General features: G+C 69.7%; 30 protein-coding genes and 1 tRNA gene. 12 read left to right on the forward strand and 19 right to left on the reverse strand.

The features are described from left to right. The 3 genes from K933_RS13165 to K933_RS13175 all read right to left on the reverse strand — a co-directional run. Window positions 1-359: hypothetical protein (locus tag K933_RS13165; RefSeq protein WP_023395234.1), on the reverse strand; the 359-nt coding region annotated here is incomplete at its 3' end. A gap of 141 nt (window positions 360-500) precedes the next feature. Next, window positions 501-710, reverse strand: coding sequence for a DUF7534 family protein (locus tag K933_RS13170; RefSeq protein WP_023395235.1), 210 nt, complete (start codon window positions 708-710; stop codon window positions 501-503). Between the two features lie 4 nt (window positions 711-714). Beyond that, window positions 715-1,581, reverse strand: a complete 867-nt coding sequence (locus K933_RS13175) for a TIGR01548 family HAD-type hydrolase (protein ID WP_023395236.1) — start codon at window positions 1,579-1,581, stop codon at window positions 715-717. A gap of 111 nt (window positions 1,582-1,692) precedes the next feature. On the opposite strand from K933_RS13175, the gene K933_RS13180 reads away from it, so the two are divergent. Further along, window positions 1,693-1,986, forward strand: coding sequence for a hypothetical protein (locus tag K933_RS13180; protein ID WP_023395237.1), 294 nt, complete (start codon window positions 1,693-1,695; stop codon window positions 1,984-1,986). A gap of 5 nt (window positions 1,987-1,991) precedes the next feature. On the opposite strand, the gene K933_RS13185 is transcribed toward K933_RS13180, so the two are convergent. Next, window positions 1,992-2,411, reverse strand: a complete 420-nt coding sequence (locus K933_RS13185) for a UPF0146 family protein (protein ID WP_235063448.1) — start codon at window positions 2,409-2,411, stop codon at window positions 1,992-1,994. Window positions 2,412-2,451: 40 nt separating this feature from the next. Here K933_RS13185 and K933_RS13190 point away from each other — a divergent pair, with 40 nt between their 5' ends. The 3 genes from K933_RS13190 (at window position 2,452) to K933_RS13200 (ending at window position 4,858) form a co-directional block, all read left to right on the forward strand. Then, window positions 2,452-2,973, forward strand: a complete 522-nt coding sequence (locus K933_RS13190; RefSeq protein WP_023395239.1) for an archaemetzincin family Zn-dependent metalloprotease — start codon at window positions 2,452-2,454, stop codon at window positions 2,971-2,973. Between the two features lie 109 nt (window positions 2,974-3,082). After that, a complete protein-coding gene (locus K933_RS13195) occupies window positions 3,083-3,538 on the forward strand; it encodes a ferritin-like domain-containing protein (RefSeq protein WP_023395240.1) in 456 nt (151 codons plus the stop codon). A 78-nt stretch (window positions 3,539-3,616) separates the two neighbouring features. Then, window positions 3,617-4,858 carry a GAF domain-containing sensor histidine kinase gene (locus K933_RS13200; protein ID WP_023395241.1) on the forward strand — a complete coding sequence of 414 codons (1,242 nt, stop codon included), beginning with the start codon at window positions 3,617-3,619 and terminating at the stop codon, window positions 4,856-4,858. Window positions 4,859-4,876: 18 nt separating this feature from the next. Here the strand turns inward: K933_RS13200 and K933_RS13205 are convergent, their stop codons facing one another. Both K933_RS13205 and K933_RS13210 read right to left on the reverse strand, forming a co-directional pair. Next, a complete protein-coding gene (locus K933_RS13205; RefSeq protein WP_023395242.1) occupies window positions 4,877-6,706 on the reverse strand; it encodes a ribosome biogenesis/translation initiation ATPase RLI in 1,830 nt (609 codons plus the stop codon). A 2-nt stretch (window positions 6,707-6,708) separates the two neighbouring features. Continuing rightward, window positions 6,709-7,023, reverse strand: a complete 315-nt coding sequence (locus K933_RS13210) for an EMC6-like membrane protein (RefSeq protein WP_023395243.1) — start codon at window positions 7,021-7,023, stop codon at window positions 6,709-6,711. Between the two features lie 169 nt (window positions 7,024-7,192). Between K933_RS13210 and K933_RS19060 the strand changes: the two genes are divergently transcribed. Next, on the forward strand, window positions 7,193-7,546 hold the full coding sequence (locus K933_RS19060; RefSeq protein ID WP_080509286.1) for an ArsR family transcriptional regulator: 354 nt from the start codon (window positions 7,193-7,195) through the stop codon (window positions 7,544-7,546). 102 nt (window positions 7,547-7,648) lie between these two features. Here K933_RS19060 and K933_RS13220 read toward each other — a convergent pair whose 3' ends face one another. Continuing rightward, window positions 7,649-9,070 (reverse strand): DUF402 domain-containing protein, encoded by a 1,422-nt coding sequence (locus K933_RS13220; protein WP_023395245.1) that lies wholly within the window; start codon window positions 9,068-9,070, stop codon window positions 7,649-7,651. A 7-nt stretch (window positions 9,071-9,077) separates the two neighbouring features. Then, complete coding sequence (locus K933_RS13225) at window positions 9,078-9,452, reverse strand: DUF7532 family protein (protein ID WP_023395246.1); 375 nt, start codon at window positions 9,450-9,452, stop codon at window positions 9,078-9,080. 87 nt (window positions 9,453-9,539) lie between these two features. Here K933_RS13225 and K933_RS13230 point away from each other — a divergent pair, with 87 nt between their 5' ends. Further along, entirely contained in the window at window positions 9,540-10,574 is a 1,035-nt protein-coding gene (locus K933_RS13230) for a PrsW family intramembrane metalloprotease (RefSeq protein WP_023395247.1), read from the forward strand. 111 nt (window positions 10,575-10,685) lie between these two features. Here the strand turns inward: K933_RS13230 and K933_RS13235 are convergent, their stop codons facing one another. Beyond that, complete coding sequence (locus K933_RS13235) at window positions 10,686-11,042, reverse strand: cell division protein SepF (RefSeq protein ID WP_023395248.1); 357 nt, start codon at window positions 11,040-11,042, stop codon at window positions 10,686-10,688. Between the two features lie 159 nt (window positions 11,043-11,201). Between K933_RS13235 and K933_RS13240 the strand changes: the two genes are divergently transcribed. Continuing rightward, window positions 11,202-11,975, forward strand: a complete 774-nt coding sequence (locus tag K933_RS13240) for a DUF1028 domain-containing protein (protein WP_023395249.1) — start codon at window positions 11,202-11,204, stop codon at window positions 11,973-11,975. A gap of 83 nt (window positions 11,976-12,058) precedes the next feature. After that, window positions 12,059-12,397 carry a hypothetical protein gene (locus K933_RS13245; RefSeq protein WP_023395250.1) on the forward strand — a complete coding sequence of 113 codons (339 nt, stop codon included), beginning with the start codon at window positions 12,059-12,061 and terminating at the stop codon, window positions 12,395-12,397. Here the strand turns inward: K933_RS13245 and K933_RS13250 are convergent. Beyond that, complete coding sequence (locus K933_RS13250) at window positions 12,394-12,873, reverse strand: RNA-binding protein (protein WP_023395251.1); 480 nt, start codon at window positions 12,871-12,873, stop codon at window positions 12,394-12,396. The two genes, K933_RS13245 and K933_RS13250, sit on opposite strands and share 4 nt — an antisense overlap. A 132-nt stretch (window positions 12,874-13,005) precedes the next feature. Here K933_RS13250 and K933_RS13255 point away from each other — a divergent pair, with 132 nt between their 5' ends. Both K933_RS13255 and K933_RS13260 read left to right on the forward strand, forming a co-directional pair. Further along, complete coding sequence (locus K933_RS13255) at window positions 13,006-13,332, forward strand: DUF7562 family protein (protein ID WP_023395252.1); 327 nt, start codon at window positions 13,006-13,008, stop codon at window positions 13,330-13,332. A gap of 126 nt (window positions 13,333-13,458) precedes the next feature. Further along, window positions 13,459-14,799: a ribonuclease catalytic domain-containing protein gene (locus K933_RS13260; protein WP_023395253.1), complete on the forward strand. Its 1,341-nt coding sequence runs from the start codon at window positions 13,459-13,461 to the stop codon at window positions 14,797-14,799. A gap of 61 nt (window positions 14,800-14,860) precedes the next feature. Here the strand turns inward: K933_RS13260 and K933_RS18445 are convergent, their stop codons facing one another. Both K933_RS18445 and eif1A read right to left on the reverse strand, forming a co-directional pair. After that, window positions 14,861-15,022, reverse strand: a complete 162-nt coding sequence (locus tag K933_RS18445; RefSeq protein WP_161631426.1) for a hypothetical protein — start codon at window positions 15,020-15,022, stop codon at window positions 14,861-14,863. Between the two features lie 123 nt (window positions 15,023-15,145). Continuing rightward, window positions 15,146-15,436 (reverse strand): translation initiation factor eIF-1A, encoded by a 291-nt coding sequence (eif1A, locus tag K933_RS13270; protein WP_023395255.1) that lies wholly within the window; start codon window positions 15,434-15,436, stop codon window positions 15,146-15,148. Window positions 15,437-15,564: 128 nt separating this feature from the next. Here eif1A and K933_RS13275 point away from each other — a divergent pair, with 128 nt between their 5' ends. Beyond that, on the forward strand, window positions 15,565-15,951 hold the full coding sequence (locus tag K933_RS13275; protein ID WP_023395256.1) for a hypothetical protein: 387 nt from the start codon (window positions 15,565-15,567) through the stop codon (window positions 15,949-15,951). A gap of 744 nt (window positions 15,952-16,695) precedes the next feature. Here the strand turns inward: K933_RS13275 and K933_RS13280 are convergent. The 7 genes from K933_RS13280 to K933_RS13310 all read right to left on the reverse strand — a co-directional run bounded on the left by K933_RS13280 (window position 16,696) and on the right by K933_RS13310 (window position 23,519). Continuing rightward, a tRNA-Ala gene (locus K933_RS13280) sits at window positions 16,696-16,767 on the reverse strand. Window positions 16,768-16,830: 63 nt separating this feature from the next. Beyond that, window positions 16,831-17,358, reverse strand: a complete 528-nt coding sequence (locus K933_RS13285; protein ID WP_049947869.1) for a rhomboid family intramembrane serine protease — start codon at window positions 17,356-17,358, stop codon at window positions 16,831-16,833. 174 nt (window positions 17,359-17,532) lie between these two features. Continuing rightward, complete coding sequence (rpsJ, locus tag K933_RS13290; RefSeq protein WP_023395258.1) at window positions 17,533-17,847, reverse strand: 30S ribosomal protein S10; 315 nt, start codon at window positions 17,845-17,847, stop codon at window positions 17,533-17,535. Further along, a complete protein-coding gene (gene tuf / locus K933_RS13295) occupies window positions 17,848-19,116 on the reverse strand; it encodes a translation elongation factor EF-1 subunit alpha (RefSeq protein WP_023395259.1) in 1,269 nt (422 codons plus the stop codon). It lies immediately after the preceding gene. 247 nt (window positions 19,117-19,363) lie between these two features. Continuing rightward, complete coding sequence (locus K933_RS13300; RefSeq protein WP_023395260.1) at window positions 19,364-20,350, reverse strand: homoserine dehydrogenase; 987 nt, start codon at window positions 20,348-20,350, stop codon at window positions 19,364-19,366. Continuing rightward, window positions 20,347-20,979, reverse strand: a complete 633-nt coding sequence (locus K933_RS13305; protein ID WP_023395261.1) for an allosteric regulator of homoserine dehydrogenase — start codon at window positions 20,977-20,979, stop codon at window positions 20,347-20,349. The genes K933_RS13300 and K933_RS13305 overlap by 4 nt, the downstream gene beginning before the upstream one ends. Before the next feature lie 347 nt (window positions 20,980-21,326). Then, on the reverse strand, window positions 21,327-23,519 hold the full coding sequence (locus tag K933_RS13310) for an elongation factor EF-2 (RefSeq protein ID WP_023395262.1): 2,193 nt from the start codon (window positions 23,517-23,519) through the stop codon (window positions 21,327-21,329). 181 nt (window positions 23,520-23,700) lie between these two features. On the opposite strand from K933_RS13310, the gene K933_RS13315 reads away from it, so the two are divergent. Continuing rightward, window positions 23,701-24,268, forward strand: a 568-nt coding sequence (locus K933_RS13315) for a DUF5781 family protein (RefSeq protein WP_023395263.1), incomplete at its 3' end; no start/stop codon positions are given.

The following is a 24,268-nucleotide window of genomic DNA, read 5'->3' on the forward strand; positions in this document are numbered from 1 at the left end:
GGACCGACGACCGCCGAGACGAGTCCGGCGTCGACGCCCGCCGACCCGGGGGTCGAGACGAGCCAGCCGTAGAGCCCGACCACGCCCACCACCGCGCTCGCGGCCCACGCGACGACGTACGCGAGCAGGCGGTGGGTCCGCTCGCCCCGCGGGGCCAGCGCGAGCACGTACACGGGCGGGGCGACGACGAGGAAGCAGCCGACGGCGACGACCGCCCCGACGGCGTCGCCGGACGGCGCGAACGCGGCGCCGACGACGGCCGCGACCACCAGTCCGACGGCGGTCCCGGCGCCCGCGGCCTCGCGGCGCGACTCGACGGGGAACCGGGAGCGCGAGCGGGGGGTGGAGGGGGAGGACATACCGCCCACTCTGGACCCAGTTGGCGTAAGTTTACTGCCGACGCGCCCGGCGCTCCCCGTCCGGCCGCTCCTAGCGCTCCCCGTCCGGCCGCTCCCCGCCGCGGCCCCCGGACCGACCGGTTCGGCCGGCGCTCGCCGGAGTCACTCGTCGGTCTCCGACCCCTCGGCCCGCTCGCGGTCGCGGACGTAGACGAACCAGTAGGCCATCACCGGCGCGACGACGAGCATCGGCCCGACCGTCAGCGCCTGTACGACCGGGTCGGGCGGGGCGAACCGCGCGGCGAGCGCGAGCGCGAACAGGTCGAGGAGCGCGACGTACGTCAGAAACGCCGCGAGTCGCCGCGCGTCCATCCGCTCACTCCAGCAGGTCCGGCAGGTCGTTCACGCTGTCGACCACCGCGCTCGCGCCCGCGTCGGCGTACTTCGCGCGGCCCTCGTCGCCTCGTAGCCCGCCCGTCAGCACGCCCACGCCGTAGTACGCCCGCTCGCCGTCGGCGGCGTCGGCGTTGACGGCCGTCCGAACGTCGTCGAGCGTGTCGCCGACGAACGCGACCCGGCGGGCGTCGAACCGCTCGGCGAGCGTCACGAGCGCCCGCGGGTGGGGCTTCCCCTCCGCCCAGTCGTCCATCGTGAACCGGCCGTCGGCGGCCACCTCCAGCCCCGCGCGGTCGAGCGCGATGTCGGCCTCCGCGGCGGGCCGGCCCGTCAACACGCCCACCGGGTAGCGCTCCGTCAGCGCCTCGACCGTCTCGGGGTCGAGCAACACCGGCTCGTCGTGGATGTACCCTCGGGTCTCGAACGGCGGGTCGCCGCTCTCCAACTCCCGATACAGGTCGGCGCCGAGGTAGAGCGCCTGGAACGTCTCCCGGAGGCGCTCGGGCTCCCACTCGGCTTCGACCGCCTCGGCGTCGGCGGGGGAGAGCGCGTCGGCCAGCACCGCCCGCGCGCCCGCCACCCCGCCGCCGCGGTCGCCGACCGCGTCGGTGAACGCCGCGACCGGGGCGTCGTACCCCCGCTCGCCCGCCAGCACGTACAGCGCGACGGCGTCGGTGAGTTCCCAGTCGTTGTTGAACCCGCCGGCGTCCTTGAACGGCTGGAGGTCGTCGCGGTCGACCGTCCGACCGTACAGGCGCTCGACCGACTCCACGACCGCCCGCCGGTAGGAGTCGGCCACGTCCACGAGCACGCCGTCCACGTCGAGGACGACCGCGTCGACTCGCATACCTCCGGGTACGGGGGAGCGGGTATGGGCGTTGCGACTCGCCGCGGCGGCCTCGGCCTCCGTCGCCCCGGGAGACTTATGGCCGCACATACTAGTTATCGACGTGACACGATGGTCGACCTCGCTCCCCTCTTCGTCGGTGCCAACGCCCTGACGAGCCTCGTCGGCGTCGCCGCCGTCGCGGTCCGGTACGCCACCGAGCGGGAACCCCACTACTGGGCCGCCGCGTTCGCGCTTGCGTTCGGCGGACTGACGCTCGAACTCGCCGTCGCGAACGGCTTCCTCCGCGAGACGGACCCGGTGAGCGCCGTCTTGGCCACCGCACCGGTCGGGGTGGTCCGTCTCGTCGCTCTCGCGGCGTGGCGGCAGGGGACGAGTTGGCGGCTCTTCGGCGACACGACGTAGCGGGCTCACTCGCCGCTCGACCGACGCTCGCGGGCGACGTACAGCGTCTCGCCGTCGAGCGTCAGGGGGCGGGCGTCGACCGCGGGCGGGTCGCCGCCGAGCGTCGTGAACAGGAGGTCGGCGTCGACGCGGCGGGCGAGCCCCAACAGCGGCGCGTGCAGGTCGGGCGGGCAGTCGAGCGCGTACACCGCGGCGGCGCGGTAGGCGTCGCCCGGGTCGGCGCGTTCGCTCGCGGCGACGGCGTCGTCGCGGACGAACCGCACCCCCTCCGGGACGGACCGCTCGTGGACGTCGGTCGCGGTCACCGCCACCCCCCGTTCGGCGAGCGCGCGCGCCACCTCTGGCCGACGGCCGACCCCCACCTCACAGACCGACGGGTAGCGGGCGAGAAACTCCACGACCGCGTGACGGCGTGACGGGGACACGGGGGGGAAGCTTATTGTGGGACCACACATAAGAACGCGCATGCTCGTCGACATCGTGCCCATCGGGGAGGTCTCCGCGCAGGTCAAGCGCGAGGCGTCGACGGCACTGCGCTCCGTGTACGACTGCGACGTCAGTGTACACGACCACCAGCGCATTCCCGAGGGCGCGTACGACCGCAGTCGAAACCAATACCGGGCGGAGCAGTTCATCGAACTCGTCTCGCGGGTGGGTGAGGGGGAGAAGAACATCGGCATCACCCCGCAGGACCTCTACTACCGGCGGCGGAACTACGTCTTCGGTCTCGCGTACCTCAACGGCAACGGCTCCGTCATCTCCACGTACCGCCTCCAGACCTCCTCCGACGGCGGTATCTCAACGCGGCCCGCGAACGAGGTGTTCTCCGACCGGGTTCGCAAGGAGATCGTCCACGAGATCGGCCACACCATCGGGCTGGAACACTGCGACAACAACAAGTGCGTGATGAGTTTCTCCCCGACCGTCCGCGAGGTGGACGTCAAAGAGGAGAACCTCTGTGGCACCTGTTCGCGGAACGTCCGCTGAACCGCCCGCCCCGGCTCCCCGACTCGCGCTCCCGTTCTTACCGCTTTCGTACGCACTCGTCGGACGGCGAACAACTATTTGACGCCGGCGACCCCAGTTTCGGACGCTTATGGCAAGCGACCGCGTCATCGAACTCCTACAGAAGGCGTACTTCGACGAACTGGAGACGGTCATGAACTACCAGGCGAACGCCATCGTCCTCGACGGCGTGAGCGCCGAGGAGATCAAAGAGAGCCTCAAGACGGACGTCCAAGAGGAACTCGGCCACTCCGAACAGATCGCCCAGCGGCTCAAACAGCTCGACTCGCGACCGCCGGGCTCCGCGGAGTTCCAGGCCGGCCAGGAGTCGCTCCAGCCGCCCGAGGACTCCACCGACGTGATGTCGGTCATCGACGGGGTCATCGAGGCCGAGGAGGACGCCATCTCGACGTACAAGGAGCTGATCGAGGAGGCGGAGGCGGACAACGACCCCGTCACCGAGGACCTCGCGGTCACGCTGCTCACCGACGAGGAGGCCCACCGGACGGAGTTCCGCGGCTTCCGCAAGGAGTACCGGAGCGACTGAGCCGCGGACGACCACCCGAATATCGGTTCTGATTTTTTCGCCGGAAGAGTAACGCCCGCGGTACCCCTCGTCGGGAGCATGACCGCGTTCGACGACGCCGGTCCGGCGCTCGGACCGGCAGTGTGCGGGTCGGTGTCGGCCGACGCTCCCCGCGAGAGACCGGCCGCGACGGCGGATCTCCGGGCGGTGGCGCTCGACGCGTCGACGACGCTGATGGCGGCCGAACCCGACGAGTTCGACACCAAACTCCGCTGGGGGCTGCGGAGCGTCGGCGAGCAGCTCGACGTCGACCGCGTCGCCGTCTACCAGTCGGCCGGCGACGGGTTCGAGCGGACCCACGCGTGGACGGCGTCCGACGCGGACGACTGGACGACCGCGCGGATCGGCCCGGTCGAGCGCTACGACTGGCTGACCGACTGTCTCGACGGGTTCGACCCGGTTGCGGTGTCGCACCCGGGCGACCTCCCGGCGGCGGCGACGCCCGTGCGGGCGCTGTTGCGCGCGGAGGGGGTCGGGTCGTTCCTCGCGGTGCCGCTCGTGGTCGACTGGCAGCTCCGCGGCGTCGTCACGTTCGACACCGAGCGGGTCGGTCGGCGGTGGCCCGACGACGTGGTGACGGTGCTCGGCGAGGTGGCCGAACTGTTCGGGCACGCGCTCGCACGCGTCCGCCGCGAGCGGCTGCTCGCCCGTCAGAACGAGCGGTTGGAGACGTTCGCGGGCGTCGTCACCCACGACCTCCGGAACCCGCTGAGCGTCGTCTTAGCGGCGCTCGATTTGGCCCGCGAGACCGGCGACGACTCGTATCTCGACCGCGCGCTCGACGCGAGCGAGCGGATGAACGACCTCATCGACGGGATGTTGACGCTCGCCCGGCGCGGCGACGACATCGGCGAGACCGAACCGCTCGACGTCGGGACGGTCGCCCGCCGGGCGTGGTCGTCGGTCGAGACGGCGGACGCCGCGCTGTCGGTCGTCGACGCGCCCGCGCCGGTCGAGGGCGACCCCGACCGCCTCCGGAGCGCGTTCGAGAACCTGTTCCGGAACGCCGTCGACCACGGCGGTCCCGCGGTCGCCGTCGAGGTGGGGTCGCTCGCCGACCGCGCGGGCTTCTACGTCGAGGACGACGGCGACGGGTTCGGCGACGCCGAGGACGTGTTCGAGTACGGCTACTCGACGGACGATACGGGAACCGGCTTCGGGCTGTTCACCGTCCGGCGAGTGGTCGAGGCACACGGCTGGTCGGTCGAGACGGTCGACGCCGCCGACGGCGGCGCACGGTTCGAAGTCGCGTTCGCCGGGCCGGGCGTCGTCCCGGCCTGACCGCCGGGCGCTCGGAACTCAGACGGAGTAGTAGTACTCCCCCTCGCGCTTCTGCTCGCGGTCGAGTTGGGAGTCGGGCTTGTTGATCCGCGGGCGGCCGGTGCGTTCGTCCCGGCGGAACGTGACGTCGAGGTCGGCGAGGAACTCGTTCATCCCCGCGCGCATCTCCTGTGGGGGGCTGGCGTGGCCGCGTTCGGCGGGTTCGCCGTCGAACACCATCAGGCGGTCGGCGAGCAGGTCGACCATGTAGATGTCGTGGTCGATCACCATCACCGTCGCGTCGTGGTTCTCGGCGTACCGCCGGATCGCGGTGGTGGCTTGCACCCGCTGTTCGACGTCGAGGTGCGCCGAGGGCTCGTCGAGCAAGTAGAGGTCGGCGTCCTCCGAGAGACACGCCGCGATGGCGACCCGCTGGCGCTCGCCGCCCGACAGGTCCGTGAGCTGTTGCTCCATCACGCGGTCCAACTGGAGCGGCCGACCGATCTCCGTGTTCCAGTACGACGAGCCGAACTGGTCGGTGATCGACGAGAGGAACGCGTCGACGCGCATCGGCTGGTCGATTTCGATGTACTGCGGCTTGTACGCGATGTCGAGCCGGGTGTCGAGTTCGCCGGCGTCGGGTTCGAGCCGGCCCGCGAACAGCTGCGCCATCGTCGACTTCCCGATGCCGTTGGGGCCGACGATGCCGAGCACCTCCGACTCGTAGACGGTGCCGCCGTCGACGGTCAGCGAGAACTCCCCCTCGCCGTACGACTTCTCGAGGTCGGGGTAGTCGAACAGCGGGTGGGCGGTCGACGACTCGCGGGGGGCGTGCTCCTCGAACGTGATCGCGTTCGGCCGGATCCGCATGTTCTCGTTGTCGAGGTAGCCGCGGAGGTACTCGTTGATCCCGTTGCGCACCGACTTGGGGTCGGTGACGACGCCGTACGCCCCGGGTTCGCCGTACGTGACGTGGAGCGTGTCGGCGAGCAGGTCCAAGATCGCGAGGTCGTGTTCGACCACCATCATCGAGCGGTCGCCGTCCTCCGCGAGTTCGCGCACGAGGCGGGCGGCGGTCATCCGCTGGCCGATGTCGAGGTACGGGGTGATCTCGTCGAGGAAGTAGAAGTCAACGTCGCGGGCGAGCGTCGCCGCGAGCGCGACCCGCTGGAGTTCGCCCCCCGAGATGGAGTCGATCGGCTGGTCCATCACCGGGCCGATCGAGAGGCTCTCGACCAGGTAGTCGAGTTCGCCCCGCTCGTCCGTGCGTTCGAGCAGTTGACGCGTGTTGCCGTCGAACTGCTTGGGGATCTGGTCGACGTACTGGGGCTTGCGCGCGACGCTCACGTCGCCGTCGATGACCCGTTCGACGTAGTCCTGTAGCTCGGTGCCGCGGAAGCGGTCGAGCGCCGCCTCCCACTCGGCCTCCTCGTCGAACCGGCCGAGGTTGGGGACGAGTTCCCCCGAGAGCATCTTCACGGCCGTCGACTTCCCGATGCCGTTGGGGCCGAGGATCCCCGTGACGTTCCCCGGCTCCGGGACCGGCAGGCCGTACAGCGCGAACGCGTTGTCGCCGTAGCGGTGGACCGGCTCCTGGTTCAGTTCCGACGGGAGGTTGATGATCTCGATGGCGTCGAACGGGCACTTCTCGACGCAGATGCCGCACGACTCGCCGAGACAGATCTCCTCGGAGATCCACACCTGGTCGGGACCGCCGTCGTACGGTTCGTCCTCGTCGTAGTGTTCGCCGCGCGTGACGATGCAGTCCTTCCCGGTGCGGTTGGGGGGACAGAAGTTCGCACACTCGTAGTTACACCGGTCGGGCTGACACCGGTCGAGGTCGACGACCGCGATGCTGTCGTCCGCCATCGTTACGCCGAGATACCCGCCGATAGCAGGATTCCGTACGTGATGAACCACAGCGAGAACGTCATGAAGCCGACGTAGAGGTTGTCCTTCACGCCGAACTCCTCGACGGCCACCCCCACCAGCTTCAACAGCGGGTACTGGACGAACATCGCCGCCAACACGACCGCGAACTGGAGCTGGCTGGTCGCGGCGTCGATGCCGACCCCCAGCACCGTCGCGGAGACGAGCGCCGCGAGGATGCCGGCGAGACACGCGGCGGTGGTGACGGTCACCCCGCGCGCGTGGTCGGACAGCCCCGAAGCGGTTTCCGTAGCCATACGGGTGAGTGAGCGAGCCGACGACAAAAGGGGTTCGTTTACCGGACCCGCCGACTCCTGCGGGGTCGTCGACCCAGCGGCGGGTTCTCCCGTGGGTCTCCTCGGGTCAGGTCGGTACGCGTTCACGTTCGTCAACCTTTAAGCGCCTGTGGTGTTTCGAATCGTAACGATGGCTGGAACGGACGAAGAAAGTCTCGACGACCTACCGCCCAGCGCCAAGCTCGTGTTCAAGGTTCTGGAGTACAACGGCCCGCTGACCCAGAAGGGTATCGTTCAGGAGTCGATGCTCTCGGCCCGCACGGTTCGCTACGCGCTCGAACGACTGGAGAACATCGGTATCGTGGACGAGGACGTCTACTTCGCGGACGCCCGGCAGAACCTCTACCAGCTCGACGGTCCCAAGCAGGCCGAGGCCGACGGCGGCCAGACCCAAGAGCGTGAGTCGCCCGCCCGTCAGAGCCAGAGCCAGGGGTCGAACGGCTCGGGCTGTGACGACGGCCACGAGGCCTGCTGCGCGGAGTAACGCTCGCCTCTCGACGCGCCTGCGCCTATCTCTCCCGTTTTCCCGCCGCCGAGCCGCCGCCCCGCCGGGCGGCGTCGCTCCCGTCCCCGCTCGACGGCGGACTCAGTCGGCCAGCGCCCGCTCGACCGCCGACGCGACCGACCGCGCCTTCTCCGCGAGCGGTTCGGACAGTTCGCCCGCCGCCACCGCCGCGTCGAGTTCGTCGTCGTCGACGCGTTCGACCCGGCCGTCGGCGTGCCGCACCACGTCGACGTGGAGGTCGACGTACCGGAGCGACTCGGGGAACGCCTCGACCGGCGTACAGACGTTGACGTACGTCCCCTTCCGGCTCCCCGACTCGTCGCGGTAGACGGTCGGGTACCACCACCGCCCCTCCCGGACCGTCGTGACGGCGACGTCGCCCGCCTCCCGGGGGGCGTCGAGCGCGTCGTAGCTCCCGCCCGCGGTCATCTCGCGGCGCAGCGTCACCGTGCCGTCGTCGCCGCGGTCGGTCACCTCCCCGCGCCCGAGGACGATGAGCCGGCCGTCCGGCTTGCCGTGCCCCAGCGCGACCGTGTCACCCTCGACCGGGCCGAACTGGTCGGTGACGACGCCGAACGGGAACTCCCCGGTCCCGTCGGCGCCGCCGAACGAACAGAGCGCCTCCGCGAGGTCGACGCCGGCGCTCGCGGCGGGGGCGGCCGCCTTCGTCCGGTGGTGGCCGGGCATCGTCGTCGTCACCTCCCGGCGCACCCCGTCGAGTTCGACCCGCGAGTCGTGACCGAACCAGACCCACGACCCCGCCTCGGCGTCGGTCAGCCGTCCGGGGTCGCCCACGGGGTCGTCGCGGACGGCGTCGAGCGCCCGCGCGCGGTCGGCGACACGCGACAGTGCGGCCGCGAGCGCGTCCATGTCGGCGTCGCGGGCGTCGCGCGCCCACTCGACCCCCCAGCCGTCGGGCACGTCGGCGTCGAGGAGGTCGGTCATCCCCGCGAGTTCCCGCGCCGCGGCGTCGTCGCCGCCCGCGACGCGGGTGCCCTCGCGGCCGGGCACGAGCGTCGCCAGCCCGCCCATCGCGCGGAGCCGCGTGTCGAGTTCGGGCCGGTCGCCGTCCCACGGCGGGTGGGAGGCGAGCACCTGCACGCGGACCGCGTCGCCCGCCTCGACGTACCCCTCGGCGTTCGAGAAGGGGAGGTAGCCCTCCGTCCCCCCGATGTCGACGACCGCACCGCCCCCGAGCGTCTCGCTCACGCGGCCGTCGAAGGCCGCACCCGGCGGCGCGGGGTCCGCCCACGCCAGCGTGTCGAGACCCACGTCGCCGAGCAGTTCCGCGACGGCGTCGACCGCATCGGGGTGGCCCGCGACGCCGACGCCCTGCGCGTCGTCGGTGGTGTCGACGCTCGCGTCGTGGTCGGCGTCCGGCAGGTCGGCGTCGAACCGCCGGCGGATCGGCGGCGACGCGCCCACCACCTCGTGGCCGGCGTCGAGCAGCACCCGCGTCAGCGCCGTCGCGTAGATGCCGCGGACGCGGACCCGGTGGCTCATGGCCACCTCATAGCGCGTCGGCGTCGCGGGCGAACCGCACGCGACCGTTCACGGTCGGGCCGAGCGTCAACTCGACGCGCTCGTCGCCGAGGACGCGCCCGCCCTCGACCGGGACGCCCCACGAGTCGAACCGGAGGTAGCCGCGGAGGTCCGCGGCGTGGGTGTACGTGTCGAGGAACTCGACGTCGTGTTCCTGTACGTCGGTGCTGCTGTGCGCGCGGTCCATGTCGGAGTAGTAGGTGCCGCCGCCGTCGAAGAACGCCTCCAGGTCCGCGGCCGCCTCGTCGGTCGCTTCGGCCACGAGGTCGGACGCGCGCCGGATCTCGTCGGTGTCGAGTCCGACCGCCCGCAGCGCGCTCTGCGTGCGCGGGTCGAAGTGCATACGCGACCCTCGGCCGCCCGGCACCTCAAGGGTAGCGGTTTCCCGACCGGCGGCAAGAACTTAGACGGGCGCGTCCCTGCGGCCCCTATGGCGAAGAAGGAACGGACGGACCCGGTCGAGGAGGCCGCGGACGGGTCGATGGACCTCTACGACGTGGCGACGTGGGACGAACGAACCTCCCTCGACGGGCTCGTCGTCGCGCTCTACCGCGTCATCTCCGGGTCGGCCCGGCTCCTGATCATCGCGCTCGGCCTCCTCTTGCTCGTCGGTATCGGGGGGATATCGATACTGAGCGAGCCGGGTATCGCGGTTCTCACGCTGCTTTCGGCCGTCCCCGCGCTCGCGCTCGCGGCGTACGTCTACCGGTCGGACGTCGCCTCGGGGGAGCCGCTGTACATCCTCGTCGCCACGTTCCTCCTCGGCGTGTTGACCGCCAACTTCGCCGCGGTCATCAACGGGTACACCCAGCAGTACTTCGCCGCGCTCGGGTTCGTCGGCACCGTCCTCTCGTACTACCTCGTCGTCGGTCCCGTCGAGGAGACGGTGAAACTGCTCGCGGTCCGGCTGTACGCGTTCGGCGACGAGACGTTCGACTCCGTGCTCGACGGCGCCGTCTACGGCGCGATGGCGGGGCTGGGCTTCGCGTTCATCGAGAACGCGCTGTACATCTCGCGGGCGGTCGACGTGGCCACGCTCGATCTTGGGTTGGGACTCATCGGCGCGGGCGGCGACATCGCGTTCACCCGCGCGCTCGCTGGTCCGGGGCACGTCATCTACTCGGCGTTCGCGGGCTACTACCTCGGGCTGGCGAAGTTCAACCCCGACGACCGCGGCCCCATCGTGCTCAAGGGGCTGCTGATCGCGACGCTGATCCACGCCACGTACAACACGACCGTCGGCATCGGCGCGTACGCGATCCAGACCGCGTTGGGCCTCGTCGGCATCCCGACGTTCGGCGGCCTGCTCGCGTACCTCGGCTACGTGGTCGTCTACCAGGGGCTGTTCGGCCTGCTGCTCGTCCGGAAGATCCGCAACTACCGGCGGGCGTACCACCGGGCGCGCGACTCCGCGGATCAACAGGAGCGGGCGACCCGCTCGGAGATGACGGAGTTCGACGGGTAGCCGTACGGTCGAGCGAGACGCGCCGTCGGCCGGAGAAGCGCCCGTCCGCAACCGTCCCGGTGGGGTATCGACGTTCGACCGGACGCGCCGCGAGATGGAGACCGGCGGCGCTCAGCCGTTCAGTTTCTCGCGCGAGACGGTGACGCCGGTGGGGGTGATGATGAGTTGGTCGTCGCCCTTCTGGACGATGTCGCCGTCCACCTCGCGGGCGACCTGCCGGAGTTCGTCGATGATGTGTTCGACCGTGCTGTCGGTCGTCGAGTGGCGCGTGATGTCCGCGATCACGAAGTCGCCGTCGTACACCGCGTCCTTGATCTCGATGATATCGCCCGAGTCGGCTATCTCGGCGATGTGGACCCGCATGCCCGCGTCGCCCCGCGCGTCCTCGAAGTCGTCGAGATCGAGTTCGACGTAGTCCTCGGTGCTGTGGCTGTCGCCGCCGCCGAGGATCGTGCTCATGATGCCCATATCACCACCTGTGAGCCTCCACGCATAAGTTTGTGCGTCAGACGGCGCGCGGCGTCCCGGGTCCGCGCCGGCGGTCGACGGCGCCGTCCGGCGGCCGGCTTCCGGCTTCGGGCTTCCGCGACCCGCGGACTTTTGACCGGCGGGTCGCCACCCCCGACGATGACGTTCAGCATCTGCGTCCGCGAGCGGTACACCGACGACGCGGGCGAGCGACACACCCGCTTCGGCGTCGCGGTCACGACACGCCTGCCCGGCGTCGGCACGCTGTGTCCGTTCGCCTCCGAGAACGGCGCGGTGGCGACTCAGTCGCTCGTCAACGTCGAACTCGGCCGCAGGGGCGTCGACTACCTCGACGACGGGCTGGCGGTCGACGACGCGCTGGAGGCGCTGCTCAACGCCGACGACGGGCGCGCGCAGCGACAGCTCCACGGCGTCGACGCCGACGACACGTTCGCGTTCTCGGGCGAGGAGTGCAACGAGTGGTACGGCCACACGACCGGCGAGAACTACACGGTCGCGGGCAACCTCCTGACGGGCGAGTCGGTGGTCGACGCGGTGGCGGCCGCCTACGAGTCGGACGCGTTCGGCGACGCGCCGCTGGCCGAGCGGCTGGTCGACGCGCTCGAAGCCGGACACGACGAGGGTGGCGACAAGCGCGAGCACCTGCCCGTCCAGTCGGCCGCGCTGAAAGTCCGGACGACCGAGGCGGCGCGCGAGGCGTACCACGACGACCTCCGGGTGGACGCGACCGAGACGCCGATAGCCGACCTCCGCGAGACGTACGAGCAGGCGCGACGCGGCGCCGAGATACTCGCCGAGGAGTACGACGACGAAGACGAGGGGGACGCGGACGACGCGGACGGCGCGGACGCCGCCGACGACCGGGAGACGCTCGACCTCGACCCGGAGGACCGCGGCGGCTCCGAGCCGTAACGCCGGGAGTCGGGGACCGAAAACCGGGAGCGGCGGGGCGACGCCACCCGAACGGCTTTGTCAACGCGGCGCCACGTTCGGCCGTGAACTGGCCGCTCGTCCGCCGGGGGCTCCTCCGGTACAGCCTGCTCGCGGGCGGGACGACCGTCGGACTCGTCGTCTACGCGTTCGGTCCCTCCGCGGCCGTCGTCACGTTCTCGCTCGGGCTGGCGGCCCTGCTGTGGGCCGCGGGCGGCGGCGGGGAGGTGCGGATGGGGACCGTCGCGTCGAACGCGGAGTCGCCCGGCGTGGGGGACGCGAGCGTCCGCGACCACGACGAGGGGCGGGCGGCGTCGCTCCCCTCCGACCTCGCGCTGTTCTTCTACGGGGTCGGCCTGGTCGTCTGTAGCCCGGTCGCCGTCGCGGCGGTGCTCGCGCGCTAAACCGAAAAGTCGAACAAATCGTCGCCCACGTGGTGGAGCGACTCGACCACCTTCCCCGAGTCGCCGACCATCTCGTCGCCGTCGACGAGCGCGCGGCCGACCGCGAGCACCTTGCCGTGGGTCTCCTCGGCTATCACCACGAGGTCGTCCGCCTCGATACCCCCGTCGGCCTCCGTGATGCCCGGCCGCATCACGTCGGCGCCGTCGGAGACGAACGACACCGCGCCCGCGTCGACGGTGACGACGCCCCGCTCGGGCGGGTGGTCGTTCGCGCCCCGGACCGTGACGAACGGTTCGTCCTCGTAGTAGAGCACGTCGGGGTCGCCGTCGACGAGCACCAGGTCGAACGGGGTTCCGGTCAGTTCGACCAGTTCGAACGCGTCGCCCGCGAGGTCGATGCCGAGGCCGTCCGCGAGGCGGTCGCGGACCTCGTCGACGGCGTCGCTGCGCAGGTGGTGGCGCGACTTGACGTCCATACTCGGGGGTGACGCGTCCGGGGGATAAATCGCCCGCTCCCCGGCCCTCCGCGGCGCTCCCGGCGGCGCCGCGAGTGGGGGTGGGGTGGCACGTACACAACCGCTAAGTTCCGGGGGACCGACCGCCCGAATATGTGGGGTTCCCGCCGGGACGCCGACCGCGAATCGGTCGTCTGCATCGCCTGCGGCGACTCGCTCCCCCGCGACGACGCCCGCGAGTACGACAAGGAGGGGAATCGCTGGGAGCGACACGACAAGGAGTTCGAGTACCTCTGTAAGGGCTGTTACGGCGACCTCTGCCACCAGCCGCGCGCCGACCTCGAACCGCTGTTGTGCGACCTGGAGAAGTCGACCGACGGACCGACGCGCGAGGAGTTCGTCCGCGCCTACCAGGACGCCGTCTCCGAGCGATACGGGACGCCCGAGAGCGACCCCGACCCGGACCGCCGGGGCGACTGACCGCACGACCGCCGGTCCCGCTCGCCGTTTCGATTTCTCGCCTCGCCCGTCTCCGGCACCCCTCCCGGTCGGCGTGGCCGTCGCGCCCCCGAAACCCCTACGTACCACTCCGCCGTAGCCGAGACCATGAGTGACGCGGACGCGGAGCGAGAGGACCGGGACCAGGCGGCCGCGGGTACCGCCGAGGGACAGGGTCCCGTCCGGATTACCGAGGGTCTCGCCGAACTCCTCGAGGAGAAACGCGAGGACCTCTTCGAGGAGTTCGAGATACGCGACAAGTTCCCGGCGGAGGTGAAACGCGAGGCGCGCGAGCGCACGGAGGACGTCGTCGCCGAAATCGAGTCGGAGGCCGACGAGCGGCGTGACCTCCGTGACCTGACGACGTGGACGACCGACCCCGCGGACGCGCAGGACTTCGACGACGCCATCTCCATCCGGGAGGACGACGAGGAGTACCACCTCTGGGTCCACATCGCGGACGTCTCCCACTACGTCCACCCCGAGTCGGCGATGTGGGAGGAGGCGGTCCAGCGGGGGAACACGGTGTACCTCCCCGGGTACACGATCCACATGCTCCCACCGACGCTCGCGGAGACGGTGTGTTCGCTCGTCCCCAACGAGGACAGACTCGCTCACACCGTCGAGATGCGCCTCGACAAGGAGACGCTCGGCTTCGAGGAACTCGACATCTACAAGTCGGTGATCGAGTCGGACGAGCGGCTCACCTACTCGCAGTGCGAGAAGCGACTCGACGACCCCGACGCGCCGCTTCACGCGGAGAACACCCTCGCGTACGAGGTGGCCGACCAGATGCACGAACAGCGGAAGGAGGACGGATCGCTGGTGTTGAACCCGAGTCGGGACCGCGCGCACACCATCATCGAGGAGTGCATGCTGAAGGCGAACAAGGCGGTCACGCACGAACTCATGTGGAACCGCGGCGTCGAGGCGATGTACCGCGTCCACCCCCAGCCCACCCCCGACCAGTGGAACGACGCGCTCCGGGAGATACAGGAGACCGAGGGCGTCTCGATCCCCGGCGCGTCGTGGGACGACCCCCGGAAGGCGGTCAACGCGGCCTTAGAGGAGGCGCCGCCGCGCGCGCTCAACAAGATACAGCGTGCGGTGCTGAAGGTGATGCCGCGCGCGAAGTACATGAACGACCCGTTCGGCGGCCACCACGCGCTCAACTTCGACATCTACGGCCACTTCACCAGCCCGATCCGCCGGCTGTCGGACCTGATCAACCACTGGATCGTCCACACCAACGACGTGCCCGAGAACCTCGTGAAACTCTGCGACCGCGCCTCGGACAAACAGAAGGACGGCGAGACCGCCGAGCGCCTCTACAAGCAGTTCATGAACGAGGTCGGGGTCGACCCCTACGCGGTGAACAACCGCGGGCTGGAGGTCGTCGACGACCCCGAGGAGGCGACCCACGACGTGCCCGAGACGGTGCCCGAGTAGTCGACGGGTCGGCCGCCCCGCCCTCCGGGCGCCCCGCCGGCCGTCGAACGGCCGGGCGGGGCTACCGCGGCGCGGCGACGAGGCGGGTCCGCCCGCCGCGGCGTTCGAGGTACACCGCCCGGTCGCGCGCGAACGCGCGGACCTCCGCGAGCGTCGCGTCGGTCACGTCAACCTCGGCGCGCGTCTCGGCCCGCCCCCGCTCTACGGTCGCGTCCGTGCTCATACCCGGATCGTGGCGCGCGAACGCCATGTAGGTGCGCCTAGCGGGGTGAAAGTGAAAGTGACGGAGGGAGACGCGTTACGCGGGGAGCGCGCTCGTTCGAGCGCCCGGGGTCGCTCCCGGTGCTCAGTCGATGTGGCCTTCGGCGCGGAGCTGTTCGGCGGCGTCCGACTCGTAGCGCCACTCGATGTCGCCCTTGCCGTCCTCCCACTCCCACGGTTCGACGATGACGACGTCGCCCTCGCGGATCCACGTCCGATAGCGCATCCGACCGGGGATGCGCCCCATCCGCTCTTTGCCGTCCGCACAGCGGAGGTTGACGCGGCCGCCGCCGAGCATGTCCGTCACCACGGCGAACATCTGGTCGTCGTTGGGCATCCGGAGGTTCCGTCGGCCCGACCCTGAGTCACTGCTCATACGGGGGACTACGCTGCAGAGACGGTTAAGTCATGTCTTTGTCGCGACGGACCGGAGGGTCGGCGTGTGGAGGGCCGGTCGCCCGCGCCTCCCGAAGGGATATAGCGATCAAGCGCGCCTAGTCGACCGTGTCGCTCGCGATCGCCCACTTCGCCGTGGGACTGCTCTGTACCGCCCTCCTCCTCGCCGCGGTGGCGCCGCGGCTGGTCCGCTCGCCGACCCTCCTCGCGTTCGGCGGCCTCTGGGGGATGCTCCCGGACGCCTACTGGGTGTCGCCCGTCGGCCTCGAGTTCATCCACTCGGTCCACGTCTCGCCGTGGGCCAACCTGTTCTGGTTCCACGGCTACCTGGACCGGATTGACCCCGCCGACACCAACACGTTCGCCGCGGAGATGCTGGCGCTGCTGGTCGTCTCGCTCCCCCTGATCGAACTGTTCGTCCGGTGGCGGCTGGGGGAGTTCGGTTCCCGGTCGGGGCTGATGGAGGTCCCGGAGTCGAAACGCAGGAGCGACTGATAATATATGATAATTGAACCTCTAAAATAAGTACTAATATTTGCCGGTCTAAATTGGACCTATTATCTTCCTTGCCGGCAGATTAATTTGGAGGCACCGATAACACTTTCTTGCCCCCTTATACGGGGCACTGATATCATGGCTTGGCAAATCTACCCCCCGGACCTAGATCAATTGGCCGCGATCTAGAATCTGGGAACGTCGACTAGCCGTGGTATCCCTAGATAAGCCGACGGTACCCTGCTGGTGGTAAAGGGGTCCCTAGGCATCCTCAATCCCTTCATATAGTGGATGAATAGGGCCGACGGTTGCCCGCCGGTGGCTCTAACCCTGGTTGAGAAACATCCCGAGAGCCAGGAGTATTATTCCCGGTCCCAGCGGATGACCCCCTAGGGTCAGGACTGTGCCGGCTCCCATTGTAACGCTGGGAGCGACGAAGTCTGTGGTATCCCTAGACATCCTCAATTCCTTAGCGGCGGGATTCTTTCCCGAGAGTCCGTTACTCCTGTTCAATACTACCACGCCGCTATTTCTGCTATTGTTTTTCTATCACATTAACCCTTCTAACTATTACTGAAATTACAATATCACCTAATGATTGCTGGAATATGTAATATTTCTTATGTAGTGAGAAAGCGATTGGTTATTTCGTGATTACAGTGAATGGATGTGAAAACTTGAACACTGACACACTGTAAGTAGACTATATGATGTAATATCGAAAGCGACTACATCAGAAGGGAGTGGACTCGCTGGGATTTGAACCCAGGGCCTCTTCCTTGCGAAGGAAGCGATCTACCGCTGATCTACGAGCCCGCATCCACTACGAGCCGCGGCTGTCACTTGAGGGTTCCGTTTCGACCCGCCGTCCACGGTCGTTCACACACCCAGCAGCCGGGCGCGTCCGGCGACCAGCCCGAGCGCCGCGCCGGTGAAGTGGGCGACCAGCGCGCTGCCGGGCGCGCTCCACAGCAGGGTCACGACGAGTGCGACGCCGGCGACGGCGGCGGCGACGGCCCGCGGCGGGAGGCGGAGGCGGTCGAACGCCGCGGCCGAGGCGGGGTTGGCCGCGAGGACGTAGCCGACCAGCGCGAACGCCGCGCCGCTGGCGCCGAGGACGCCCGCGGCGGGACCGACCAGCCCGGCCAGCCACACCTGCGCGAGACCGGCGACGGCGCCCGTCGAGACGAAGAAGGCGTGAAAGCGGAGCCGGGTCGTCCCGTACGCGACCGCGGGGCCGACGACGCCGACCACGACGGCGTTCGCCAGCAGGTGTGCCGGGCCGGCGTGCGCGTAGACGCTGGTCACGAGCGTCCACGGCCGCACCGCGGGCGTGAGGACGAACAGCCCGCCGAGCGCGAGCCCGACGAACCCCACGAGCCAGAACGCGGCCGAGACGGCGACCATCGCGGCGAGCGCCTCGGCGGGCGCGCGGAGGGCGGCCGACAGCGAGCGGGACGGGGAGCGAGCGCGGGACACGCCAGCCCGTCGGTGCCGCGCGGTCGAAAAGGTACCGAGCGCCGCGGCTCGGCGGGGTGAAAAACGGGAGAACGGCGGGGTGCGGTGCGCCCCAGCGTCAGTTCAGTCCTCCAAGACGATCTCGATCGAGACGTCGTTGGGGACCTGGATCCGCATGAGCTGACGGAGCGCGCGTTCGTCCGCGTCGATGTCGATGAGCCGCTTGTGGACGCGCATCTCCCAGTGCTCCCACGTGGCGGTCCCCTCGCCGTCGGGGGACTTCCGCGTGGGCACTTCCAGCGTCTTCGTCGGCAGCGGGATCGGACCCGACAGCGCGACGCCGGTCTTGTCCGCGATCTCGCGGACGTCGTCGCAGATGTCGTCCAAGTCCTCGGGGCTCGTACCGGCGAGTCGGACGCGCGCCTGCTGATCCGGCATCTATCGCTCTTGGACGTCGAGCACCTTGCCGGCCGCGATGGTCTGACCCATGTCGCGGATGGCGAAGCTCCCGAGTTCCGGGATCTCGCTCGACGGCTCGATGCTGAGCGGCTTCTGCGGGCGCACCGTCACGATGGCCGCGTCGCCGGACTTGATGAAGTCCGGGTTCTCCTCGTCGACCTCGCCCGACGACGGGTCGAGCTTCTGGTCGAGCGACTCGATCGTACACGCGACCTGCGCCGTGTGCGCGTGGAACACCGGCGTGTACCCCGCGGTGATCACCGACGGGTGCTGCATGACGACGACCTGCGCCTGGAACGTCTCGGCGACCGTCGGCGGGTCGTCGGCCGGGCCGCAGACGTCGCCGCGGCGGATGTCGTCCTTGCCGACGCCGCGGACGTTGAACCCGACGTTGTCGCCGGGGCCCGCGTAGTCGACCTCCTCGTGGTGCATCTCGATCGTCTTCACCTCGCCGCCGACGTCCGACGGCTGGAACGAGACGTTGTCACCGGGGCGCATCTCGCCGGTCTCGAGGCGGCCGACCGGGACGGTCCCGATGCCCGAGATGGTGTAGACGTCCTGGATCGGCAGGCGGAGCGGCGCGTCCGTCGGCGGCTCCGACTCCGGCAGGTCGTTGAGCGACTGGAGGAGGGTCGGACCGTCGTACCAGTCCGTGTTGTCCGACTCCTCGGCGATGTTGTCGCCCTCGAACGCCGAGATGGGGATGAAGCTGGCGTCCTCGGTGCCGAAGCGCACCTGCTTGAGCAGCTGCTTGACCTCGTCGACGACGTCCTCGTACGTGTCCTGCTCGTAGTCGACGATGTCCATCTTGTTGATGGCGACGATGAGCTCGTTGATGCCCAGCGTCCGTGCGAGGAACACGTGCTCGCGGGTCTGGGGCGCGACGCCGTCGTCGGCCGCCACGACGAGCACCGCGTTGTCGGCCTGCGAGGCGCCCGTGATCATGTTCTTCACGAAGTCACGGTGGCCCGGGCAGTCGACGATGGTGAAGTAGTACTGGTCGGTGTCGAACTCCTGGTGGGCGATGTCGATGGTGACGCCGCGCTCGCGCTCCTCGGCGAGGTTGTCCATCACGTAGGCGAACTCGAAGCCGCCCTTGCCCTTCTCCTCGGCTTCCTCTCGGTACTGCTCGATCACGTGCTCGGGGACGCTCCCTGTCTCGAACAGGAGGCGACCCACGAGCGTGGACTTCCCGTGGTCGACGTGGCCGATGATGGCCAGGTTCTGGTGGGGTTTGTCTTGGCTCATTGTTGGATCGCGCGCTGAGGCGCTCTGTGGGAATGTTTCGGCCGAACGCCGTAAAACCATTTCGATACGGTTCGGGCGCTATCGCCGCTGCGTCCGGCGTTTTCCCCTGTGTCACCGTCTCGTGTGTCGGGTTCGCAGGGTCGCCCGTCCGGCGTGGACGGCTACCGCGTTCGGGGCCGATACCGGGAGTGGGCGACCGACGCGGATGAGTCCGTCGGTGGCGTGCGGGTGCGTGCCGCGGCCCCCGCTACCGCTCGGGGTCGGGGAGCCGACCCACGTCCGCGAGCACCGCGCTCGCGGTCTCCTCGCCGCCGGCGCCGCGGCCCGAGACCGCCAGCCCGCCGGCGTGTTCGGTCTCTATCTCCACGATGTTCCGGGTGCCCGACACCGCGAGCGTCCCGTTCTCCGGCACCAGCCGCGGGCCGACGCGGACGCCGTCGCGGGTCGCCTCCCCCACCAGCCGCACCGTCCGGCCGTCCTCCGCCGCCAGATCCAGCGCGCTCCCGGGGATGTCGCGGATCCCCTCGACGGCGGCGTCCGACAGCGTCAGCGCCCGCTCGCGGAGTTCCTCGATAGACCCGCAGTCCGCCTCCCGGAGCAGGTTGGCGAGGATGACGCACTTGAGCGCGGCGTCGGTCCCCTCCACGTCGAACGAGGGGTCGGCCTCCGCGACGCCCAGATCCTGCGCCTCCGCGAGCACGTGGTCGTAGTCGAGTCCCTCCGCGGCCATCCGCGAGAGCACGAAGTTGGCGGTGCCGTTCAACACCCCGCGGACGGCCGACACCCGTTCGGGGCCGAGGTCGGCGACCGTCGCACAGGCGGGGATGGCGCCGCCGACGGTCGCCTCGAAGTAGACGTCGCCCGCGCTGTCGGCTTCGAGCGCGCGCAGGTCGGCGAACCGCTCGGCGACCGGTCCCTTGTTGGCGAGCACCACGTGTCGGTCGCGTTCGAGCGCGGTCCGGAGGTGCGAGAAGCCGGGTTCGGCGTCGCCGAGCGTCGTCGGCGTCGCCTCCACGAGCGCGTCGTACTCCGCCGCAAGCGCGTCGCCCGGGTCGGACTCGCCCAGCGGGTCGCCCGCGTCCTTCCGCGCGAGCGCCGCTCCGACGTCCACCCCACCGGGGTCGACGACGGCCGACGACGAGTCCGCGAGCGCGGTCACCGCGTGGCCGTACGACGGCGCGAGGTCCGCGACCGCGCGGCCCACCGCGCCCGCGCCGAGGACGGCGAGTCTCATCGGCGGCCCTCCACGGGTTCGATCACGTCGAACCCCTTGTCGTCGGCCACCGTCCGCACGGAGTCGAGCACGTCGGCGGTCCGCCCCTCGCGAGTGCGCAGGCGAACCCGCGCGCTCGACGGCTCGCCGGTGCCGGTGCCGCTCGCCGCCGACAGGTCGATGTCCGCGACCGCCGCGTTCGCACACTCCGTCAGCCGCTGGAGCGTGTCCGAGAGGTCGGTCTCGATCAGGTGGCCGACCAGCACGACGGTCACCTCGCCGCCGTACTCCTCGGTGCCCGCGCTCGTCACCGTGACGCCGTGTTCGCGTAGCCCCTCGAGCACCGCGTCGAACCGGTCGGGCGCACACTCCAGGTCCACCTCGACGGGGATCCGTCCCCGCGGGGTGACGTTGCCGCGCTCGTGGTACACCGACAGGAGGTTGCCCCCGTTCTCCGCGATGGGCTGGAGCGCCGCGAGCAGTTGGCCCGGCTCGTCGTCGAGTTCCAGCCGGACCGTGTGCGCCTGCGGGACGTTCCCGCCGTCCGAGCGGACGCCGTCGCCGTCACCGCCGGCGTCGGTGCCGGTATCGGTATCGGCGTCGTCCGACTGCCGACGCTCGCCGGGGGCTGCCGCCGGCTCGGAGGGCATCTACCTGCCCTCCCCGGTCGCCGGCGGTCGGCGGGTCGTCCGCGGTCCGGCGCGGGCGCACGACCCTGTGATTGTAATCGGCGTGCGGGGCTGGGAGCGTCGTTGACAGCCGTCGCGCCGACCGAGGGTCGTGCCAGTTGGCATACTCGGATCCTGGGGAGGCGGGGGTGATAAGTCTTCTACGATGGCGAGGTTTGCCGTCGAGCGGTCCCGCGGCTCGCGGAGCCGACGAGAGCGAAGGAGAGAGAGCGAAAACGAGACCGGCGAGTTCCGCCGTGCGGTCGCCGGGGACCGGCGCCCGCTGGCGGTGTGTGCGAGCCGTGTGCGGTCGACCGACTCCGTCGACCTCAGATGTAGTCGATCGACGGCGGCAGTTCCAGCTTCATCCCCTTGCGCTCGCGGATGTCCATGATCTGCTCGCGCTGGAGGTTGTCGGCCATCACGCGGAAGCCGGCGTTCTCCGTGTTCCACGACGCCCGCCCCTCGGTCGCCGAGCGGATGTCGCTGGAGAAGCCGATCATCTCCTCGACGGGCGCGATGCCCTCGATCACCATCAGGTCGCCCTCCTGGTACATGTCGTCGACGCGGCCGCGCCGGCCCTGGATCTCGCCGGAGGCGTCGCCCATGTACTCGTTGGGCACGTCGATGCGCACGTCCTGGATCGGTTCGAGCAGGCGGACCTCCGCGTCGATCAGCGAGCGGTGGACCGCGTCCCGGACCGCCGGGATGACCTGCGCGGGACCGCGGTGGATCGTGTCCTCGTGGAGACGCGCGTCGTGGAGACGGAGCAGCGCACCCTGGACGGGTTCGGCGGCGAGCGGGCCGTCGTCGAGCGCGTCCTCTAGGCCCTCGATCACCAGCTCCATCGTCTCGTTGAGGTGCTGGATACCCTTCGTGTCGTCGATCAGGATGTTCGTTCCGTGGATGTGCTCGACGTTCTGGGAGGTATCCTTGTCCATGCCGGCCTCCTGGAGCGCCTCCCGGCGCTCGAGTTCCGGCATGTCCATCGAGATCTCGCCGAGGCGGATGTCGTCGACGATGCTCTCGGCCATCGGCTCGACCGTGATGTAGAACTTGTTGTGGCGGTTGGGCGAGACGCCCTCGACCTCCCGCGACGCCTCCTGGGGCTGTTCGCGGAAGACGACGATCGGTTCGCCCGTGGTGACCGGGATCCCCTGGTTCTTCCGGATGCGCTGGGTGATCACTTCGAGGTGGAGTTCACCCTGCCCGGAAATCAGGTGCTCGCCGGTGTCCTCGTTGATCTCCACGCGGATCGTGGGGTCCTCCTTGGCGACCTGCTGGAGCGTCTGGATGAGTTTCGGCAGGTCGTCCATGTTGGTCGCCTCCACGGACTTGGTGATCACCGGCTCGGAGATGTGCTCGATCGACTCGAACGGCGTCATCTCCACGTCCGAAACCGTCGACCCGGCGATCGCGTCCTTCAGGCCGGTGACGGCGGCGATGTTGCCCGCGGGGACCCCTCGGTCGAGCTCCTCGCGCTCGCCGCCCATGTAGATTCCCACCGACTGGATCCGGTTCTTCCCGGCGGTGCCCGAGACGAACAGCTCCTGGCCCTTCTTCAGGGTGCCCGAGAACACGCGCCCGGTGACGATCTCGCCCGCGTGGGGGTCCATCCCGATGTCGGTCGCCATGAACACGATGTCCCCCTCCTTGTTGACCGTCCGCATGTCCTCGGCGATGTCGGACTCGTCGTCGCCCCGCCAGATGCGCGGGACGCGGAACGGCTGCGCCTGCAGCGGGTTGGGGAAGTGCTCGGCGACCATGTCGAGTACGACGTCCGACAGCGGCGTCTGCTCGTGCAGTTCCTGCCGCTGGTCGTTGTTCTCCATCTCGATGATGTCGCCGAACGAGATGCCCGTCTCCTCCATCGACGGGATCGAGACACCCCACTTGTACAGCGCGGAGCCGAACGCGACCGTCCCCTCGTCGACGGAGACGCGCCAGTCGTTCTCGATGTCCTCCATCTCCTCGGTCATCCCGCGGATCAGCTCGTTGACGTCGCCGATGACGTCCATGAGCCGCTGTTGCATCTCCTCGGGCCCCTCCTGAAGCTCGTTGATCAGGCGGTCGACCTTGTTGATGAACAGCGTCGGCTTGACGCCCTCGCGGAGCGCCTGCCGGAGCACCGTCTCGGTCTGGGGCATCGCGCCCTCGACGGCGTCGACGACGACGAGCGCGCCGTCGACGGCGCGCATCGCGCGGGTCACGTCGCCCCCGAAGTCGACGTGGCCCGGCGTGTCGATGAGGTTGATGAGGTGGTTCTCCCCCTCGTACTCGTGGGTCATCGAGACGTTCGCCGCGTCGATGGTGATCCCGCGTTCCTGTTCGTCCTCCTCGGTGTCCATCGCGAGCTGTTGGCCCGCGGTGTCGTCGGAGATCATCCCCGCCCCCGCGAGGAGGTTGTCCGACAGGGTGGTCTTGCCGTGGTCCACGTGAGCCGCGATGGCGATGTTCCGGATCTGCTCCGGGGAGTCCATCAGCTTCTCACATTCCTGTACGATTTTCTTTCGTCGACCCATTACGGTGCGCTATTCGTCGCCCCGCCAAAAGGGTAGTGCTTTGCCGCCGCCGAAACCCCGTGGCGAGCGGCCGGAGCGCCCGTGCGACCCGTTCGCGTGACACGCGGCGACCGGGCCGCCGAGCCGGCCCGGCGCCCCCGGCACAAGAGTCAAATCCGCCGACCGCGTGACAAGTGTACGCATGGACATTCGCGTACCGGACGGTGGCCCACCCGACCCGTTTCTCGGGGCCGCAACCCTTCTCGGGACCGAACACGACCTCGACCTCCCGGTGTACGTCAGGGTCAGAGACGACCCGGGCGAGCGGACGTGGGCCGGCCACTACGACGACCGGCACGTCCTCAACATCTCCCGGAAGGCCGCAACCTCCGCGATGGCGCGCGAACTCGCCCTCCACGAACTCGCGCACATGGCCCGCTACGAGGAGTCGCACCCCTCGCACGTCCAGCCCATCGAGGAGGCGCTGTTCCTCGCGCTCGCGGGCACGTCCGTCGAGCGCCGGAAGCTCTCGCACTGTCACCAGATCGCCAACCACTGCAAGGACATCTACGCCGACGACATCACCCTCTCGGTCGGTCCCTCCGAGAAGCTGGTGACGTTCTTCGAGTCGCAGTTGGCGGCGGCGGTCGCCGACCGCGGCCGCGCCCGCCCGTACCCCGACTCGTGGCTCGCCTCCGGCGCGGCCGACCCGGACATCACCGCGGTCAACGCGGCGTTCGCGCTCGCGATGGTCGAACGTCACGACCTGG

Source organism: Candidatus Halobonum tyrrellensis G22, assembly GCF_000495475.1.
Taxonomy (GTDB): Archaea; Halobacteriota; Halobacteria; order Halobacteriales; family Haloferacaceae; genus Halobonum; species Halobonum tyrrellense.

Bases quoted from the DNA above. Each gene is read 5' to 3' on its own strand.
- K933_RS13210 (WP_023395243.1), bottom strand. From the start codon at position 7,023: ATGGCTACGGAAACCGCTTCGGGGCTGTCCGACCACGCGCGCGGGGTG.
- K933_RS13235 (WP_023395248.1), bottom strand. From the start codon at position 11,042: ATGGGCATCATGAGCACGATCCTCGGCGGCGGCGACAGCCACAGCACC.
- K933_RS13310 (WP_023395262.1), bottom strand. From the start codon at position 23,519: ATGGGTCGACGAAAGAAAATCGTACAGGAATGTGAGAAGCTGATGGAC.
- rpsJ (WP_023395258.1), bottom strand. From the start codon at position 17,847: ATGCCGGATCAGCAGGCGCGCGTCCGACTCGCCGGTACGAGCCCCGAG.
- K933_RS13205 (WP_023395242.1), bottom strand. From the start codon at position 6,706: ATGGCGGACGACAGCATCGCGGTCGTCGACCTCGACCGGTGTCAGCCC.
- K933_RS13200 (WP_023395241.1), top strand. From the start codon at position 3,617: ATGACCGCGTTCGACGACGCCGGTCCGGCGCTCGGACCGGCAGTGTGC.
- K933_RS13255 (WP_023395252.1), top strand. From the start codon at position 13,006: ATGTGGGGTTCCCGCCGGGACGCCGACCGCGAATCGGTCGTCTGCATC.
- K933_RS13225 (WP_023395246.1), bottom strand. From the start codon at position 9,452: ATGCACTTCGACCCGCGCACGCAGAGCGCGCTGCGGGCGGTCGGACTC.
- K933_RS13180 (WP_023395237.1), top strand. From the start codon at position 1,693: ATGGTCGACCTCGCTCCCCTCTTCGTCGGTGCCAACGCCCTGACGAGC.
- K933_RS13260 (WP_023395253.1), top strand. From the start codon at position 13,459: ATGAGTGACGCGGACGCGGAGCGAGAGGACCGGGACCAGGCGGCCGCG.
- K933_RS18445 (WP_161631426.1), bottom strand. From the start codon at position 15,022: ATGAGCACGGACGCGACCGTAGAGCGGGGGCGGGCCGAGACGCGCGCC.
- K933_RS13300 (WP_023395260.1), bottom strand. From the start codon at position 20,350: ATGAGACTCGCCGTCCTCGGCGCGGGCGCGGTGGGCCGCGCGGTCGCG.
- eif1A (WP_023395255.1), bottom strand. From the start codon at position 15,436: ATGAGCAGTGACTCAGGGTCGGGCCGACGGAACCTCCGGATGCCCAAC.
- tuf (WP_023395259.1), bottom strand. From the start codon at position 19,116: ATGAGCCAAGACAAACCCCACCAGAACCTGGCCATCATCGGCCACGTC.
- K933_RS13175 (WP_023395236.1), bottom strand. From the start codon at position 1,581: ATGCGAGTCGACGCGGTCGTCCTCGACGTGGACGGCGTGCTCGTGGAC.
- K933_RS13305 (WP_023395261.1), bottom strand. From the start codon at position 20,979: ATGCCCTCCGAGCCGGCGGCAGCCCCCGGCGAGCGTCGGCAGTCGGAC.
- K933_RS13285 (WP_049947869.1), bottom strand. From the start codon at position 17,358: ATGGTCGCCGTCTCGGCCGCGTTCTGGCTCGTGGGGTTCGTCGGGCTC.
- K933_RS19060 (WP_080509286.1), top strand. From the start codon at position 7,193: ATGGCTGGAACGGACGAAGAAAGTCTCGACGACCTACCGCCCAGCGCC.
- K933_RS13195 (WP_023395240.1), top strand. From the start codon at position 3,083: ATGGCAAGCGACCGCGTCATCGAACTCCTACAGAAGGCGTACTTCGAC.
- K933_RS13190 (WP_023395239.1), top strand. From the start codon at position 2,452: ATGCTCGTCGACATCGTGCCCATCGGGGAGGTCTCCGCGCAGGTCAAG.
- K933_RS13170 (WP_023395235.1), bottom strand. From the start codon at position 710: ATGGACGCGCGGCGACTCGCGGCGTTTCTGACGTACGTCGCGCTCCTC.
- K933_RS13240 (WP_023395249.1), top strand. From the start codon at position 11,202: ATGACGTTCAGCATCTGCGTCCGCGAGCGGTACACCGACGACGCGGGC.
- K933_RS13220 (WP_023395245.1), bottom strand. From the start codon at position 9,070: ATGAGCCACCGGGTCCGCGTCCGCGGCATCTACGCGACGGCGCTGACG.
- K933_RS13250 (WP_023395251.1), bottom strand. From the start codon at position 12,873: ATGGACGTCAAGTCGCGCCACCACCTGCGCAGCGACGCCGTCGACGAG.
- K933_RS13230 (WP_023395247.1), top strand. From the start codon at position 9,540: ATGGCGAAGAAGGAACGGACGGACCCGGTCGAGGAGGCCGCGGACGGG.